Consider the following 16,234-nt stretch of genomic DNA (forward strand, 5'->3'; position numbering starts at 1 on the left):
GGGCCCTGCCCGCCCCGGCCGCCACCCGACCGTGAGCACACCCTCCCCCGCGCCGGAGCTCGACCTCGTCGCGCACGTCCCCGAGCCGTGGCGGCCGTACGTCGACCTCGCGGCGCTGCGGGGCGTCGAGGGGTTCCTCGCCGGCGAGGTCGCTGCGGGCCGGCGGATCCAGCCGTTGAAGGCGCACGTCTTCCGCGCGCTGGACCTCGTCGCCCCGGAGGACGTGCGCGTCGTCCTCTGCGGCCAGGATCCCTACCCGGGCCTCGGCGTGCCGATGGGCCTCGCGTTCTCCGTGCCCCCGGAGGCGCCCGTCCCCGGCTCCCTGAAGAACCTGTTCACCGAGCTGCACGACGACCTGGGCCTGCCCGCGCCGCCCACGGGCGATCTCACGCCGTGGGCGGCCCACGGGATGCTGCTGCTCAACGCCTCGCTGACCGTGCGGCCCGGCGAGCCGGGGTCCCACGGCAAGGCGGGCTGGCCGGCCGTGACGTTCGAGCTGCTCCGCCGCCTGGCGAGCGAGCGCCAGGGCATCGTCTTCCTGGCGCTCGGCCGGGCGGCGCAGGGCGTGGTGGCGAAGCTGCCCCTCGACGGCCACCGGGTCGTCGAGGCGGCACACCCCTCGCCGCTGTCCGTGCGGGCGTTCCGCGGCTCGCGGATCTTCAGCCGCACCGACGCGGCGCTGGCCGAGCTCGGCCGGCCGCCGTTCGACTGGCGCCTGGCCTGAGCGCGGGTGTCGACCGCAGCGCGGGGTCAGTCCGTCACGAACACGCCCGTGGCCAGCACGGGCCCGGCGTTGACGTCCGTCCCGCCCCCGGCGGCCACCCCGCGTCGCAGCTCGCAGGAGCGGACGACCTCGGCGAACGGCTTCGGGTCCTCGTACACGCCCTGGACGTCGAGGCTCGCGCCCCAGTCCTTCGACCGCTCGCGCCAGTACAGCGCGATGGTGCCGACAGTCCGCCCGTCGCGGGTGCGGCAGCGGCCCCCGAGCGGCTTGCCGGACGCCTCGGCGAGGAGCGCCCGCGGGGTGTCCTTCGTCGGGCGCACGTAGACGCTCGACTCCTGCACCTCGACCTCGAGCCCCTCGCGGTCGGTGACGGTGCGGATGATGATCGTCCCCGCGTCCGTGGTCACGACGCGCCGCTGCGCGGTGTCCGGGTCGTCGTCAGCGCCCCCGCCGGCGCAGCCCGTCAGGGCGATGGCGCCGGCCACGACCAGGGCGCGGCGCAGGGGCAGCGGTGGGCGACGACGGAGGAATGCCATGGCGGCACCCTAGCCCGCCCGGGAGCGACGAACGCCGCCGGAGGACCGGCGGCGTTCGCGACGTGGGCGGGCGGATCGCCCGACCGGCGGGCCGGCCGGGGCCGGCGGGCGCTCAGGCGCCGAGCGTCGCCTTCAGGGTGTCGAGCTGCGAGCGGATCTCGGCCGGCAGGTGGTCGCCGTAGGTCTCGAGGTAGGCCTCGATCTGCGGCAGCTCCGCCTTCACCGCGTCGGCGTCGACGGTCAGGAGCGTGCGGAGGTCCTCGTCGGGGAGGTCGAGGCCCTCCGTGTTGAGGTCCTCGGGCCGCGGCACCAGGCCGATGGGCGTCTCGACGGCGCCGGGGCGGGAGGCCTCGTCGCCCGTGCGGCGGAAGATCCACTCCAGGACGCGCGAGTTCTCACCGAATCCGGGCCAGATGAAGCGCCCCTCCTCGTCCTTGCGGAACCAGTTGACGTAGAAGATCTTCGGCAGCTTGGCGTCGTCGGCGTCCCGGCCGAGCTTCAGCCAGTGGGCCATGTAGTCGCCGAGGTTGTAGCCGGCGAAGGGCAGCTGGGCGAACGGGTCGAACCGGAGCTGGCCGACGGTGCCGAAGGCGGCGGCGGTCTGCTCCGAGCTCATCGTCGCGCCGAGGAACACGCCGTGCTCCCACGAGGTCGCCTCGCGCACCAGCGGCAGGACGGACGCCCGGCGCCCGCCGAAGAGGAAGGCGTCGATCGGCACGCCGGCCGGGTCCTCCCAGTTCGGGGCGATGGACGGCGCCTGCGCGGCGGAGACCGTGAAGCGCGAGTTCGGGTGCGCGGCCGGGGCGTCGGAGTCCGGCGTCCAGTCGTTGCCGTGCCAGTCGATGAGGTGGGCCGGGGCCTCCTTCGTGAGGCCCTCCCACCAGACGTCGCCGTCGTCGGTCAGCGCGGTGTTCGTGAAGAGCGTGTTCTCCTTGATCGCCGCGATCGCGTTGGGGTTCGTCTGCTCCCCCGTCCCCGGTGCGACGCCGAAGAAGCCGGCCTCCGGGTTGATCGCGTACAGCCGGCCGTCCTCGCCGAACTTCATCCACGCGATGTCGTCGCCGATCGTCTCGACCTTCCAGCCCGGGAGGGTCGGGATCAGCATCGCGAGGTTCGTCTTGCCGCACGCGGACGGGAAGGCGCCCGTCACGTACTTGACCTCGCCCTCGGGCGACGTGAGCTTGAGGATGAGCATGTGCTCGGCCATCCAGCCCTCGTCGCGTGCGAGGACCGAGGCGATCCGCAGCGCCATCGCCTTCTTGCCGAGCAGCGCGTTGCCGCCGTAGCCCGAGCCGTAGGACCAGATCTCACGGGTCTCGGGGTAGTGGACGATGTACTTCGTCTCGGCGTTCGTCGGCCACGTGGCGTCCTTCTGGCCCGGGGCCAGCGGCGCGCCGATGGAGTGCACGCAGGGGACGAACTCGCCGTGGGTGCCCAGGTCGGTCAGGGCGCCCTTGCCCATGCGGGTCATGATCCGCATCTGGACCACGACGTAGGGCGAGTCGGTCAGCTCGACGCCGATCTTGCTCTTGTCGGAGCCCAGGGGACCCATCGAGAACGGGACCACGTACATCGTGCGGCCCTTCATCGAGCCGCGGAAGAGCTCCGTGAGCTCCGCCCGCATCTCGCCCGGCGCGCGCCAGTTGTTGTTCGGGCCCGCGTCCTCCTCGCTCTCGGAGCAGATGAAGGTGCGATCCTCGACCCGCGCGACGTCGGACGGGTCCGACCACGCGAGGTAGCTGTTGGGCCGCTTCGCGTCGGACAGCCGGCGGAAGGTCCCTGCGTCGACGAGCTCCTGGCAGAGCCGGTCGTACTCCTCGGCCGAGCCGTCGCACCAGGCCACGTGGTCCGGCTGCGTGAGCTGGGCGATCTCGTCCACCCAGGCAAGGAGTTTTGCGTTCTCGGTCAGCACGGATGTGTCAGGCACGGGACTGGATCCTCCGGGGAGTCCAACAGGGAATTCGCGGGATATAACCGGAATGCGAGCCCCCCTGCGTCCACCGTTCGGGCACCCGTCACTGACAGCGTACGCGTAGCGCGCTCTATCGCTCAGGGCCGAACACAGTCGCGCAAAAGGCATCAGACACCCAGCGTCTCCGAACGGGCACGAGGGGCGGCGCCGGCGGCCCGTGAGCCCCGGATGGGACGATGTTCCGGTGCTCCGGCGCCGGCCACACCATCCCCTGTTCGAAACCGTGCTCGTCGAGGACGGGCGGATTCGGCTCTTCGACCGCCATCTGCTGCGCCTGCGGCGCTCCGGGGCGAGCCCGCGTCAGATCTCCACCGTCCGCGCGCTCGCCGGGACGTGGCGGCAGACGGCCACGCGGCCCGTCGTGGTGCGCTTCGACATCGCCGCCGGCACGCCGGTCGGCAGCCGCCCGCGCACGCCGGCGCCACCGGACCCGGTGCGGCTGGCGACCGTCCCGGGCTTCGACCCCACGGACGACGCGCGCGAGCACAAGCGGGCGGACCGCGCGTGGGCGGAGCGGGCCGAGGCCCGCGCGGTCGAGGCGGGAGCCGACGCTCCGCTGCTCGTCTCGCCCGACGGCCTCGTCGGCGAGACCAGCCGCGCCTCGTTCTTCGCGATCGACGCCGCGGGCCGCGTCTCCACGCCCCCGGTGGCGGGCATCCTACCCGGGGTCACCCGCGAGTGGGCCCGCGGCGCGATCCGGGCCGACGAGGTCGCCCTGCGCACGCACGACCTGGCCGCCGTCCGCGCCGCCTTCCTGACGACGGCCGGCCGCGGCATCGTGCCCGTCACCGCGATCGACGGCCGCCCGCTCGGGACGGACCCGCGGGTCGAGCAGCTCGCGGTCGCGTGGAGCCTGCTGCGCTAGCGCCCCCGGGCCACCACGCGCGCATCAGTGCGTGCGGCGACGGCCCGTGCGGCGACGGCGACGGCCGCGGCGCCGCGGTTACGCGACGTCGCGCGGCTCGGACACGCTCGAGAGGAACGCGCCGACGAGCCTGCCGAAGAGGTCGTGCGGGACCGCGTCGGGCTGGGCCAGCCGCTGGCGGGCGATGCCGTCGGCGAGGGCGTCGAGCCCGACGGCGACCTCCTCGACCGGCATCGTCAGCCGCAGGCCGAGCTCGTCGGCGCCGGCCACGAGCAGGCGACAGAGCGCGGCGCGGACCTCGGCGAATTGGGCGGCCACGCGCGGCCGCACCCGGGGGTCGCGCACGGCATAGGCCCAGAACTCCGTGTGCAGCAGCAGCATCTCGGGGGTGCGCTCCACGAGCTGCATCCAGTGCTCCGCCCCCACCCGCACGCGGGCGGCGACGGTCTCGCCGGGCGCCACCGCGGCCTCGAGCGAGGCGACGCTGCGGCGCAGGTGCTCGTCCACGACGGCGAGGAACAGCTCCTCCTTCGATCCGAACGCGGAGTACACCGCGCCGGTCGTGAAGCCCGCGGCCTCGGCCACGGCGTCGACGGAGGACGCGTGGTACCCGTGGCGCGCGAACACGTCCGCCGCCGCGTCCAGGAGCCGGCGGCGCGTGTCGGCGCGGCGCTCCTCGCGCGTCATCCGGGACGTCCCCATCGGCCCGATCCTGCCACACGGGACGGGGTGCCCGTCACGGGGCGCGACCGCAGCAGGGTGCCCGCGCGCGGCCCGCCGGGAGGCGCCTCGGCGGTGTACGAGGTTTTCCCGCGACCGTCCGTTATCCGGATAGCGTCCGTTATCGCAGCGCCCCGCCGCCCCGCGCCCCGCCCGTTCCGCGCCCCGCCCGTCGCCCCGGAGACCCATGGCCACCCGCACGCCGTCCCCCGCCCCGCGCATCCGCCCCACGGACCGGATCAGCTACGCCGACCTCTACGGCCGCTGGGAGAAGGGCCACTGGAGCGCGACTGCGATCGACTTCAGCCAGGACCGCGTCGACTGGCAGGAGCGCTTCACGCCGTACGAGCGCGAGGCCGCGCTCTTCAACTACGCCCTCTTCTTCTGGGGCGAGGACGCCGTCGCCGACACGCTCTCGCCGTACATCGACGCGGCGCCGCTGGAGGAGCAGAAGTACTTCCTCACCACCCAGCAGGTCGACGAGGCCCGCCACGCCGTCTTCTTCACCCGGTTCATGCACGAGGCGCTCGACGTCGGCCGCGGCGACGTCCGCTCCGGCCTCGACGAGATCCGGCCCCTTCTCTCCTGGGGCTTCAACCAGGTCTTCGACCGCCTGGACCGCATGGCCGACGAGCTGCGCGCCGACCGCTCGGTCCCGCAGCTCTGCCGGGCCGTCACGCTCTATCACCTGATCGTGGAGGCGACGATGGCCCAGCCGGGCCAGCACATGATCACCTCGTACCTGGCCGAGCGCGAGGTCCTACCCGGGTTCCGCGCGGGCATGGAGCGCGTGGCCGCCGACGAGCTGCGCCACATCGCCTTCGGGGTCAAGCTGCTCGCCGACCTGACGCCGGGGAACGACGAGGCGCGCGCCGCCGTCGCCGAGCTCCTGCGCGAGGTCTCGCCCTGGCTCGGCAGCGTCTTCCAGCCGCCGGGCTGGGACGAGGGATATCTCACGACGTTCGGCTGGTCCTACGACCGCATCGGCGTCGAGTCCGTGTCGTCGCTCGAGACGAAGCTCCGGTCCGCCGGCCTGGCGATGGAGACCCTGCCCGGCCCCGAGGTCCAGCCACTGGACCTGTCGCCCCTCGAGCGCACCCGCCTGGCGCAGACGCTCGCCCGCGGGAACATCACCGGCCCGGGCCTGCACCCGCCGGCGACGGACCCGGACACGATGGCCGCGTTCTTCGACGTCATCCGCCGCGCCGTCTCCCCCGACCACGGGCTGGACGCGCCGACGACGATCGAGTGGGACTTCATCGACGCCCCCGCGTGGCACCTGCGGATCGACGGCCCGACCCGCGAAGTCGTGGCCGGCCACGCACCGCACGCCGACCTGCGGCTGCGCGTCGCCTACCGCGACTGGGTCGATGTCGTGGGCCGCCGCACGGACGCCCGCCGGCTGCTGCTCACCCGCCGCATGCGTCCGTCGGGCTCGCTGCGCCTGCTCGCCCGGCTGCCGAGGATCTTCCCGGGGTAGGCGCCGCCAACGGGCCAGCAGCGGGCGGCGGACGAGCGGGCCGCTACTCGAGGTGCTCGCCGGGCGGGAGCGGCAGCCGGGCGAGCTCCATGTCGACGCGCGCCCCGCGCATCGGCACCCCCTCGGCGAGCAGCAGCGCGCGCTGCCGGTCGTCCTTCGGCAGGCTGCCCTCGGCACGGACGACGCGCTGCCACGGCACGTCCTCCTCCGTCGTCGCCAGCACCCGGCCGACGAGCCGCGGCGCCCCGGGCTCGAGGTCGCCGTAGGAGCGCACGTATCCCTCCGGGATGGCGCGCACCCCGGCGAGGATCCTGGCGTGCCGACCGCGGACGTCCACGGGCCGGATGGTGCCCTGCCCGCCGGACGACGCCGTCGCGGCTCGGCGCACCCGGGATGGTGCAACGATCTGTTGCGTGCGCGCGACCCTGCACCGCTGGCGGCGGAACTCCATCGTGTCGACGGTGCTGTCGGTCGTGCTGATCCTGGGCCTCGTCTTCACCGTCCAGGCCCTGGCGGTCAAGCCGTACGCGATCCCGAGCGAGTCGATGCTGCCGACGCTCAAGGTCGGCCAGCGCGTGATCGTCGAGCGCGTCGGCCACCGTCTGGGGGCGACGCCCTCCGTCGGCGACGTCATCGTCTTCCACCCCGCCGCGGGCGCCGACGACGAGGCGTGCGCCTCGGACGAACAGGGCGCGGGCACCCCGACGCCGTGCGCGATCCCGGCGACGGACCACGCGAAGGAGACCTTCATCAAGCGCGTGGTCGGCGTCCCCGGCGACCGCATCCGCCTGCGCCGCGGCCTCGTCATCCGCAACGGCAAGGCGACGTCCGAGCCGTTCATCCGCCGCTGCGCCGTCGGCGCGGAGTGCACCTTCGACCACACCATCACGGTGCCGCCCGGAACGGTCTACGTCCTGGGCGACAACCGCGGCGACTCGAAGGACAGCCGGTACTGGGGCCCGGTGCGCGTGGACTGGATCATTGGCCACGCCGTCGGCTCGTACTGGCCGCCGAAGCAGGTCGGCGGCCTGTAGCTCCTCAGGCGGCGAGCAGCTCGCCGCCCGCGGCGGGCGTCTCGAGCTCCTGGCGCATCTGCCGCAGCGCGTTGTCCAGGATCCGGGACACCTGCATCTGGGAGACGCCGATCCCTCCGGCGATCTCGCGCTGCAGGCGCTCGTCGTAGAACCGCTCCTCCACCACGCGGCGGGAGCGCGGGTCGAGCGCCCGCGTCGCCTGCTCGACGTAGTGGCGGTCCTCGACGGTGGAGAACCCCGGGTCCTCGCGACCGTGCAGCTCGTAGACCACGCCATCGCCGTCGGCGGCCGGGCGCTCGAGGGGCGCCGCGCGGTATGCGCGGCCCGCCGCGATCGCGTCGACGACCCGGTCGGCCGGCTCCCCCAGCTCCCGGCACAGCTCCTCGACGGTCGGCTCGCGCCCGACCGCGTCGGCCCACCGGCGCTGGACGATGTGGATCTTGGCCGCCAGCTCCTGCGCGGCGCGCGGCACGTGCACGGCCCACGAGTGGTCGCGGAAGTGCCGCTTGATCTCGCCGGACACGTTCGGCGCGGCGAACGAGATGAAGCGGTGGCCTGCGTGCGGGTCGAAGCGGTCGATCGCCTTGACGAGGCCGAGGCAGCCCACCTGCACGAGGTCGTCGAGCGGCTCGCCACGGTCGGCGTAGCGGCGAGCGATGGACCGCACGAGCGGCATGGCGCGGCGCACCATCTCGTCGCGGGCTCGCAGGTCGCCGCGGTCGTGGTACCGGCGCAGGAGGTCGAGATCGCGCCGGTCGCGGCGCAGGACGTCTTCGGACATGGAGGTGCTCCAGAGGGACGGATTCGATGCGTCTGGCGGGCCCGGCACGGACGCATCGCGCCCCTGCTGCTCCCCACCTGCGGTATCTGCGCCTCACCCCGGGGTTGCCCCATGCCCTCGACTCGCCACCCCTGGCCCCGGTCGGGAGCCAGTCAAGGTCGAGCCGCGTCACGTCGATCGGCGCAGTGGAAACTGTACCAGATCCGTCTCGGTACGGCGGCCTTTTGAGGCAATCGCCCGCCGGGAGGTCCGCCCGATCCGAGACGCCTTGTGCCCGATAGGCCTTGTGGCAGCCGGTTTCGTACGTCCGTGTCGCGTGTGACGGACCGCAGGGGCCCGGCCCACGCTGCCGCATCTGAGACTCCCGTCTCGATTCGCCGGGCCGACGGGTCGGGCCTGCCGACCGGGACGGACGTCCGAGGCGCGCGTCGGCCGACACGCGGGCAGCGGGCGGTAGCGTCGGCCGCATGCGTGTCCCGTCCCGGTCTCCCGTCCCTCCTCTCACCCCCGGGCGCACCCGTCGGCGCCTGGCCGTCGGCGGCGCCGTCGTCGCGGCGCTGACGCTGTCCCCCGCGGTGGCCTCAACGGTCGCCGACGAGACCCCGCCGCCTGCGCCCGCGCCTGCGCCTGCGGCGACGAAGGTCTACCGCGTGCCTTCCGGGGCGATGGAACCGACGATCTCGGTGGGGCGGAACATCCTCGTCTCGCTCTTCCCGTCCAGCGAGAGCCTGCGGCCCACCGTCGGCTCGATCGTGGTGCTCCACCCGCCGCGGGGGGCCGACCCGACCCGGAGCGGCGCCCGCGGCCACGAGTGCGCGGCGGCGGCGAACATCGAGCGCGGCATGCCGTGTCCCCGTTCCAGGGGCGGGCGCTGGGCGGACGAGGTGTACGTGAAGCGCATCGTCGCCGGGCCGGGCGACTCCGTCGCCATCCGCGACGGCCGGGTCATCCGCAACGGTCTGCCTGTCGACGAGCCGTTCGTCAAGCCGACGTGCGAGGGAACGGGGGATGTCGGGCCGTGCACCCTTCCGCGCGCCATCCGGCTGCCGCGCAACCGCTACTTCCTGATGGGCGACAACCGCGGCGAGTCGAACGACTCGCGGTTCTGGGGCCCGGTCCCTCGCGCCTGGATGGTCGGCGAGGTCACGCAGATCGGCGTGCCGGACCCCGGCCTGTTCCGTTGACGGAACGGGGCCGGGCCCGAGACGCTCGGGGTGGGCCCCGGCCCCTTTCCGGGTGCCCCGAGCCCCGCCGCAGTCCGACGCGGCCGGGCCCGAGACGCTCGGGGTGGGCCCCGGTCCTCTGCCTACTCGCCCGGGGTCTTCTTCGGGACCAGCACGCGGCGCTTGAACTCCGCCACGAGCAGCCCGTCCTGGTTGAAGACGCGCGTGTGGACGATCACGATGCCGCGGTCGGGCTTGGACTTCGAGGCGCGCTTCTCGAGCACCTCGGTCTCGACGAACAGCGTGTCGCCGTGGAAGACCGGGTTGGGGTGCGAGAGCTCGTCCGTGGCGAGGTTGGCGATCGCCAGGCCCGAGATGTCGGAGACGGAGATGCCGAGCGCCAGGGAGTAGACGTACGGGCCGACGACGACGTTCTTGCCCTGCTGCGAGCGCTTCGCGTAGACGTCGTTGAGGTGCAGCGGGTGGTGGTTCATCGTCAGGAGGCAGAAGAGGTGGTCGTCCCCCTCCGTGACGGTCTTGGCGGGCCAGTGCTTGTAGACGGCGCCCTCCTCGAACTCCTCGAAGTAGCGGCCGTACTGGTGCGCGCCGGAGGCGTGACGGACCTCGGGAAGGTCGTCGGTACCGGGGATGAAGGTCGACTCGTCAGACATTGCTACTCCAGGTCGGGTCAGGGGTGCGCTGCGTGCGGGAGTCTGCCTCATGCGGGCCGAAGGCGAGGTTTTGGTGATTGATAAAATCGAGTCATCGAGTCCACACTCCAGGCCGAACCACCGCAGAACGCGGCACCGTCCGGCCCGGCCCGTACACCGTCCGCGCTCGAGGCGGCACGCGCGAAGGGCCGCCTGCGCGGTCGCCTCGCCCTCCTGGGCCCCTCCTTTGTCGCCGCCGTCGCGTACGTCGACCCGGGCAACTTCGCCACGAACATCGAGGCCGGGTCGAAGTTCGGCTACCTGCTCGTCTGGGTCGTCGTCATGTCGAGCCTCATGGCGATGCTCGTGCAGTACCTGTCGGCGAAGACCGGGCTGGCGACGGGACACAACCTGCCCGAGCTGGCCCACCAGCGGTACGGGCGCAAGACGCGGTTCGGGCTGTGGCTGCAGGCCGAGGTCGTGGCGATCGCGACCGACCTCGCCGAGTTCGTGGGCGCCGCGATCGGCCTGAACCTGCTCTTCGGCATCCCGCTCTTCCCGGCCGGGCTGCTGACGGCCGTCGTGGCGTTCGCGATCCTCGCGCTCCAGCAGCGCGGGTACCGCCGGTTCGAGCTCGCCATCGCCGCGATGCTCGGCCTCGTCGCGCTCGGGTTCATCTACGACCTGCTGGTCGTCGGACATCAGGACGCCGGCGGCATCGCGTCCGGCCTCGTCCCCCGCCTGGACGGCTCCGCCTCGATCCTGCTGGTCGTCGGGATCATCGGCGCCACCGTCATGCCGCACGTGGTGTACCTGCACTCGGCGCTGACGCAACATCGGATGGCCCCGCGCGACGAGGGCGAGCGCCGCGAGCTCCTGAAGTGGCTGCGCATCGACGTCGGCCTGGGCCTCGGGGCCGCCGGGATCATCAACCTGACGATGATGCTCGTGGCCGCGGCGCTGTTCTTCCGCGTCGGCGCCACGGACGTCGACTCCATCGAGGCCGCGCACCGCGGGCTCGGCGAGCTCGTCGGCGGCGGGGCGGCGCTCGCGTTCGCCGTCGCCCTGCTCGCCTCGGGCCTGTCCTCCTCGAGCGTCGGCACCTACGCGGGGCAGATCGTCATGCAGGGGTTCATGGGCTGGCGGATCCCGCTGTTCCTGCGCCGCGCCGTGACGATGACCCCGGCGCTCGTCGTCCTCGCCCTGGGCCTGCCGACGACGGACACCCTGGTCGTCTCGCAGGTCGTCCTCTCCTTCGGCATCCCCTTCGCCCTGATCCCGTTGATCCTGATGAGCAGCAACCCCGAGGTGATGGGCGCGATGGTCAACCGCCGCCGCACGACGCTCGCGGCCAGCGTGGTGGCCGCGATCATCATCGCGCTGAACCTCTACCTGATCGTGGACACGGTCTTCGGCTGAGGGGTGTCGCCGACGGCGCGGTGCCGTCTCGCCGACCGGGGGTAGGATCGCGCCTCATGCGCAATCCCCGTGACTTCTTCAAGCCGCTCGCCGTCGGTGCGCCGGAGCCGGTCCGCGAGATCCCGGTCCCGCCCTCGCGGATGATCCACTTCTTCGACCCGAGCAACGAGAAGATGCGGTCGAAGCTGCCCGCGATCGCCGCGAAGGCCGACATCGTGCTCGGCAACCTCGAGGACGCGGTCTCCATCGACAACAAGGAGGCCGCGCGCGCCGGCCTCGTCGAGGTCGGCAAGACGGCCGACCTCGGTGGCACGCCGCTGTGGACCCGTGTGAACTCGCTCGAGAGCCCGTGGGTGCTCGACGACCTCACCACGCTCGTCACCGAGATCGGCGACCAGCTCGACGTCATCATGATCCCGAAGGTCGAGGGCGCACAGGACATCCACTACGTCGACCGCCTCGTCGCCCAGCTCGAGGCGAAGGCCGGCGTGAAGCGGCCGATCCTGCTGCACGCGATCCTCGAGACCGCGTCCGGCATGGCCAACGTCGAGGAGATCGCCGGCGCCTCCCCCCGCATGCAGGGCATCTCGCTCGGCCCCGCCGACCTCGCCGCCTCGCGCCGCATGAAGACGACCCGCGTCGGCGGCGGTCACCCCGGCTACGTGTCGATCTCGGACCCGACGAACCCGGACGACCTCGAGGCCGGCCGCGTCCGCGCCCAGCAGGACCCGTGGCACTACACCGTCGCCCGCATGGTCGACGCGTGCGTGGCCAACGGCATCCTGCCCTTCTACGGCCCGTTCGGCGACATCAAGGACGTCGTCGCGTGTGAGGCGCAGTTCCGCGCCGCGTTCATCCTCGGCTGCGTCGGCACGTGGTCGCTGCACCCCGTGCAGATCGACATCGCCAAGAAGGTCTTCTCCCCCGACCCCGACGAGGTCGCCTTCGCGAAGCGGATCATCGAGGCGATCCCCGACGGCAAGGGCGTCCACATGATCGACGGCAAGATGCAGGACGACGCCTCGTGGAAGCAGGCCAAGGTCCTCGTGGAGCTCGCGGAGCAGCTGGCGGAGAACGACGAGGAGCTGAAGGCGGCGTACGGCTTCTAGACTCGCCGGCGTGACCGGTGCTCGCGACGCGTTCGGCAGGATCGCGGGCACCGACCGGGAGGCGCGCGAGGGCACGTCCTCGACCGCCCCGGAGGCCGCCCCCGCAAGCTTCGGGCCCTCCGACCGTCGGAGGCTCCGCGGGGCCGGGACGCTCGGGCTGCTCCTGACGATGCTGGTGTGCGGCGCCGCCGTCTGGGGCACGCTCCGCGCAACCGTCGACGCCGCCGACGGCGACACGCGGGCGGTGGCGTTCGCGCTGGCGAAGGACCCCCTGGCCCCGCGGTCGCTGTTGCGGGCGGCCCCCCTGCGGTCCGCCATCGCGCGGGCCGGCCGCGAGCTGCGGGCGGGCGAGGCGTTCACCGACCTCACCGTCTCCCCCCTGCGCGTGACGCTGACCGCGGTGGACCGCCGCGAGCAGCGACGGTGGTTGATCGTCGGCGCTGACGGCGACGTTCGCACGATCACCATGCCGGCGACGTCGAACGCCCCACCGGTGGACGTGCAGGCGCTGGACCTGGAGGTCCCCGAGCGGGCCGTGGCCGCGCGCCTGCGCGCCCTGGCGCCCCACGCGCGCGAGCCGCGCTTCTCGCTCGTCACGGACGCCGCCACGGGCCGGCCGACCGGCTGGGCGCTGTCCTTCTCGAACGTCCGGCGGACCGAGTCGTCCTACGTCGTGGACCTGGGCGGGCGGCCCCGGTGACCGCCGCCGTCGCGGCGCGCCGTCCGTCCGTCCTGCGTGCCGTCGTGGGGGTGCTCGTCCTCGCGGTGGGCTGCGCGCTCCTGAGCCGCGGGGCGTTCTTCGTCGCACGGGCGCCCGCGGAGTGCGGTGGAGACGCGGGGCCCTGCCCCGACGGGTTGGGGGGCGCCCTCGTGGGCGGCGTCCTCGCGTTCATCTTCGTCGTGCCCGCGGGTGCGGCGCTGGCCGTGCGCCGCGTGCCGCTGGTCCCGGCGGCCGCGGCGGCCCTGGCCTCGGGGGCGATCGCGGCGGGCGTCTACACCGCGCGCTTCGTCGCCGACCCCGTCACGGACGCCACCGTCGTCACGTGGATCATCACCGCGCTGTTCGGCGGGGTCGCCGTGCTCGTGGGCCTCGGGGCGCTCCTGAGCGCCGGGGGGAAGGCCACCGCCGCCCGGGCCGCGGCAGGGAGCGCCGTCCGCGACCGGGCGTCCGCGGCCACGGCCGCGTCGTCCCCTCGTGCGGCGCCGTCCCCCCGTCCGGCGTCGCCTCCGCGCGCGGCCTCATCCCCGCGTCCCGCGCCGCCCGCGTCCCACGGGCCCCACGACGCGGCCGCGTCCCGTCCCGCCCGCCCCGCCGCAGCGGCTCCGCCCGGGCTCACCGCCGTCCACGACCTGCTCGCCCACGGCCTGGCCAGCGGGGCGCTCGCGCGCGACAGCGGGGCACCGCCGGCGTCAAGCGGACGGGACCGGGTCGTCGAGCTCCTCGACCTGCACCGCCGGGGCGTGCTCGGCGACGACGAGCTGCGGATCGCGCTCCGGGCGCTGCGGCCCGGCGGCTGACCGGCTCCGGGGCCCGCCCCAGCCCCGGGTCCCGTCCCGCCTCCGACCGTCCCGGCTCCCCCTCGGGCCGGCTCAGGCGCGCGCGTCGAACAAGTGCGCGGTGAGGCCCTGCAGGCCTGCGACGTCGTGCACGTCCTCGGCCAGCTGCGGCACGAGCAGGAGCGGGTCGTCTCCCGGGATCCGGGCGAGGTGCTCGGCGACGAGGCGCTCGTCGCGCGCCGCCTGGGAGCGCACGCCCTCGTGCATCGTCGCGGCGGCGTCGGCGGTGTCCTCGTCGTCCAGCTCGGCGCGGAAGGCGGCACGCACCGCGTCGTCGTCGGCGTCCAGCGCCGCGCGGGTCATGCGGTTGACGATCAGCCCGCCGTAGTGGATGTCGCGGCCGGCGAGGGTGCGGCGGAACTCCCCCGCCTCGGCCAGCGAGTCCGGTCGCGGGGAGGCGACGAGCAGGAACACCGTGCGCGACTCGGCCAGGAGCGCACCGACGGCCTTCGCGCGCTGGCTGAACCCGGCCGTCAGGCCACTGGCGGCGGAGAAGAACTCCGTCAGGTCCGAGAGCAGGTCCATGCCCGTGACGCGCTTGAGCAGGCCGGTGAACACGTTGGCGCCGCGGCCGATCAGGCCCAGGCTGCCGGCGGCCGGGCGCAGCAGCAGCTGGAGCGCGCGGGAGTCGAGGAACGCGTGCAGGCGCTGCGGGGCGTCGAGGAAGTCCAGCGCGTTGCGGGTCGGCGGGGTGTCGAGCAGCACGACGTCCCAGCGGTCGGCCGCGAGCAGCTCCTGCAGCTTCTCCACCGCCATGTACTCCTGCGTGCCGGCCACGGCGCTGGAGAACTCGCGGTAGACGCGGTTCTGCAACAGGCGCTCCGCGGCCTCCGGGGTCTCGGAGTGGCGGCGGATGAGACCGTCCCACGTCGACTTCGCGTCGAGCATCACGACCCACAGCTCGCCGTCATCCGGGTCGCGCCCGGGCGCGGCGGCCGGCGCGTCGCCGTCCCCGTCGACGGGCACGCCCGCGGCCTCGGCGGCGTCGGGGTCGACCGGCGGAAGCGGCACCTGGACGGGCTCGTCGGCGTGGCCCTCGAGCCCGAGCGCGTCGGCCAGGCGGCGGGCCGGGTCGATCGTCAGCACGCAGACGCGGCGGCCCGTGCGGGCGAGGCCCAGGCCGATCCCCGCGGCGGTCGTCGTCTTGCCCACCCCGCCGCCGCCGGCGAGCACGATCACCCGCGCGTCGGCGGTCGTCCCGGTCAGGTCGAGCGTCGAGGCGACGCGCTCCGCCCTCATCGGACGGCCTCCGCCAGCTCGGCCCCGAGGAGGTCGATCTCGTCGAGGTCGACCTCCTCGTCGCGGCGCGCGAGCGGGACCAGGGGCACCCCGTCGGCGAGCCCGGAACGCAGCCGCCCGAGCTGCCCGGCCTCGCGCTGCGCGCGGTCGTGCTCGACGGACACGGGGGCGGCGGCGCGGACGGCCAGCCCCGTCTGCCCGGCGGCCTCGCGGTCGCCACCGGCCAGCGCGTCGACCGCCGCGGCGCCCGCGTCGGTCAGCAGCGTCTCGCGGAGCTGGTTGACGACGACGAGGCCGAGACCCACGTCGAGGTCCCCGAGCTTGCCGGCCGTCTCGAGCGTCTCGTTCACCGGCGTCTCCTCCGGCAGCGCGCAGACGACGACGGCCGTGCGGGCGCGATCCGAGGCGTGGGCCGAGATCTCGTCCGCCCGCTTGCGGATCGGTCCCCCGCGCGCCAGGTCGCCGTACGTGGCGGGCGAGCGCAGCATCGCCATCGCGTGGCCGGTGGCGGCGACGTCGACGATCACGAGGTCGTAGACGGGCTGACGGCGGCCGCGCTTCTCGCGCGCCAGATCCCACATCGCGTCCATCGTGCAGACCTCGCGCAGGCCCGGCGCGGCGACGAGCGTCAGGTTGAAGAGCCGGTTCTGGAACATCACGCGGTGGACGGCCGCGCCGACCTGGCCGCGGAGGAAGTCGTGCGCCGCGTGGATCGGGTCGATCGACATGAGGGAGAGCCGGTCGTCGATCGGCGTCTCGTGGTGGCCGACGGGCCCGCGGCCGAAGAGGGCCGAGAGCCGCTCCCCGCCGATCTCGGCCAGCAGGACCCGGCGCCCGTCGGCGGCCGCACGGCGGGCCAGCGCGGCGGCGACCGTGGTCTTCCCGGTGCCGCCCTTCCCCGTGACGAGGAGCAGCCGGCGGTCGAAGAGCGACATCCCCGTCCAGCCTACGGGGCGCGCCGCTCGGGGCGCGTCGGCGCTCGTCC

The 16,234-nt window shown here is 74.0% G+C and carries 17 protein-coding genes; 9 read left to right on the plus strand and 8 right to left on the minus strand.

From position 1 onward, the window contains the following. Nucleotides 1–31: 31 nt before the first annotated feature. Nucleotides 32–724: a uracil-DNA glycosylase gene (locus F593_RS0112560; protein ID WP_022929106.1), complete on the plus strand. Its 693-nt coding sequence runs from the start codon at nt 32–34 to the stop codon at nt 722–724. A 26-nt stretch (nt 725–750) separates the two neighbouring features. On the opposite strand, the gene F593_RS0112565 is transcribed toward F593_RS0112560, so the two are convergent. Beyond that, a complete protein-coding gene (locus F593_RS0112565) occupies nt 751–1,260 on the minus strand; it encodes a hypothetical protein (RefSeq protein WP_022929107.1) in 510 nt (169 codons plus the stop codon). Between the two features lie 112 nt (nt 1,261–1,372). Further along, nucleotides 1,373–3,187, minus strand: a complete 1,815-nt coding sequence (locus tag F593_RS0112570) for a phosphoenolpyruvate carboxykinase (GTP) (protein WP_022929108.1) — start codon at nt 3,185–3,187, stop codon at nt 1,373–1,375. Nucleotides 3,188–3,455: 268 nt separating this feature from the next. Between F593_RS0112570 and F593_RS28350 the strand changes: the two genes are divergently transcribed. Further along, complete coding sequence (locus F593_RS28350; protein ID WP_169449190.1) at nt 3,456–4,097, plus strand: aminotransferase class IV; 642 nt, start codon at nt 3,456–3,458, stop codon at nt 4,095–4,097. 78 nt (nt 4,098–4,175) lie between these two features. Here F593_RS28350 and F593_RS0112580 read toward each other — a convergent pair whose 3' ends face one another. After that, on the minus strand, nt 4,176–4,799 hold the full coding sequence (locus tag F593_RS0112580; RefSeq protein ID WP_022929110.1) for a TetR/AcrR family transcriptional regulator: 624 nt from the start codon (nt 4,797–4,799) through the stop codon (nt 4,176–4,178). A 205-nt stretch (nt 4,800–5,004) separates the two neighbouring features. Here F593_RS0112580 and F593_RS0112585 point away from each other — a divergent pair, with 205 nt between their 5' ends. Continuing rightward, nucleotides 5,005–6,297: a ribonucleotide-diphosphate reductase subunit beta gene (locus F593_RS0112585; protein ID WP_022929111.1), complete on the plus strand. Its 1,293-nt coding sequence runs from the start codon at nt 5,005–5,007 to the stop codon at nt 6,295–6,297. Nucleotides 6,298–6,340: 43 nt separating this feature from the next. Here F593_RS0112585 and F593_RS0112590 read toward each other — a convergent pair whose 3' ends face one another. Further along, a complete protein-coding gene (locus F593_RS0112590) occupies nt 6,341–6,634 on the minus strand; it encodes an MGMT family protein (protein ID WP_051160536.1) in 294 nt (97 codons plus the stop codon). Between the two features lie 76 nt (nt 6,635–6,710). Here F593_RS0112590 and lepB (F593_RS0112595) point away from each other — a divergent pair, with 76 nt between their 5' ends. Further along, on the plus strand, nt 6,711–7,331 hold the full coding sequence (lepB, locus tag F593_RS0112595) for a signal peptidase I (protein WP_022929113.1): 621 nt from the start codon (nt 6,711–6,713) through the stop codon (nt 7,329–7,331). Between the two features lie 4 nt (nt 7,332–7,335). On the opposite strand, the gene F593_RS24920 is transcribed toward lepB (F593_RS0112595), so the two are convergent. Further along, nucleotides 7,336–8,112, minus strand: a complete 777-nt coding sequence (locus tag F593_RS24920; RefSeq protein WP_022929114.1) for a SigB/SigF/SigG family RNA polymerase sigma factor — start codon at nt 8,110–8,112, stop codon at nt 7,336–7,338. A gap of 467 nt (nt 8,113–8,579) precedes the next feature. On the opposite strand from F593_RS24920, the gene lepB (F593_RS28355) reads away from it, so the two are divergent. After that, the gene (gene lepB, locus F593_RS28355) at nt 8,580–9,296 is read left to right on the plus strand and encodes a signal peptidase I (protein WP_022929115.1); all 717 of its coding nucleotides are present in this window, start codon (nt 8,580–8,582) and stop codon (nt 9,294–9,296) included. A 122-nt stretch (nt 9,297–9,418) separates the two neighbouring features. Here the strand turns inward: lepB (F593_RS28355) and F593_RS0112610 are convergent, their stop codons facing one another. Then, nucleotides 9,419–9,946 (minus strand): MaoC family dehydratase, encoded by a 528-nt coding sequence (locus F593_RS0112610; RefSeq protein WP_022929116.1) that lies wholly within the window; start codon nt 9,944–9,946, stop codon nt 9,419–9,421. 93 nt (nt 9,947–10,039) lie between these two features. On the opposite strand from F593_RS0112610, the gene F593_RS24930 reads away from it, so the two are divergent. Genes F593_RS24930 through F593_RS29915 form a run of 4 tightly spaced genes read left to right on the plus strand, consistent with a single transcriptional unit; the run spans nt 10,040 to nt 13,971 of the window. After that, on the plus strand, nt 10,040–11,344 hold the full coding sequence (locus F593_RS24930) for an Nramp family divalent metal transporter (RefSeq protein ID WP_084629977.1): 1,305 nt from the start codon (nt 10,040–10,042) through the stop codon (nt 11,342–11,344). A gap of 56 nt (nt 11,345–11,400) precedes the next feature. After that, nucleotides 11,401–12,453, plus strand: coding sequence for an HpcH/HpaI aldolase/citrate lyase family protein (locus tag F593_RS0112620; RefSeq protein ID WP_022929118.1), 1,053 nt, complete (start codon nt 11,401–11,403; stop codon nt 12,451–12,453). Nucleotides 12,454–12,463: 10 nt separating this feature from the next. Then, nucleotides 12,464–13,153: a hypothetical protein gene (locus tag F593_RS0112625; protein ID WP_022929119.1), complete on the plus strand. Its 690-nt coding sequence runs from the start codon at nt 12,464–12,466 to the stop codon at nt 13,151–13,153. Continuing rightward, nucleotides 13,150–13,971 carry a hypothetical protein gene (locus F593_RS29915; protein ID WP_022929120.1) on the plus strand — a complete coding sequence of 274 codons (822 nt, stop codon included), beginning with the start codon at nt 13,150–13,152 and terminating at the stop codon, nt 13,969–13,971. The genes F593_RS0112625 and F593_RS29915 overlap by 4 nt, the downstream gene beginning before the upstream one ends. A 72-nt stretch (nt 13,972–14,043) precedes the next feature. Here F593_RS29915 and F593_RS0112635 read toward each other — a convergent pair whose 3' ends face one another. Next, nucleotides 14,044–15,249, minus strand: coding sequence for an ArsA family ATPase (locus F593_RS0112635; RefSeq protein WP_022929121.1), 1,206 nt, complete (start codon nt 15,247–15,249; stop codon nt 14,044–14,046). Continuing rightward, nucleotides 15,246–16,184, minus strand: a complete 939-nt coding sequence (locus F593_RS0112640; RefSeq protein ID WP_022929122.1) for an ArsA-related P-loop ATPase — start codon at nt 16,182–16,184, stop codon at nt 15,246–15,248. The genes F593_RS0112635 and F593_RS0112640 overlap by 4 nt, the downstream gene beginning before the upstream one ends. Between the last annotated feature and the right edge of the window lie 50 nt (nt 16,185–16,234).

Source organism: Patulibacter americanus DSM 16676 (assembly GCF_000420025.1).
GTDB classification, from domain to species: Bacteria; Actinomycetota; Thermoleophilia; order Solirubrobacterales; family Solirubrobacteraceae; genus Patulibacter; species Patulibacter americanus.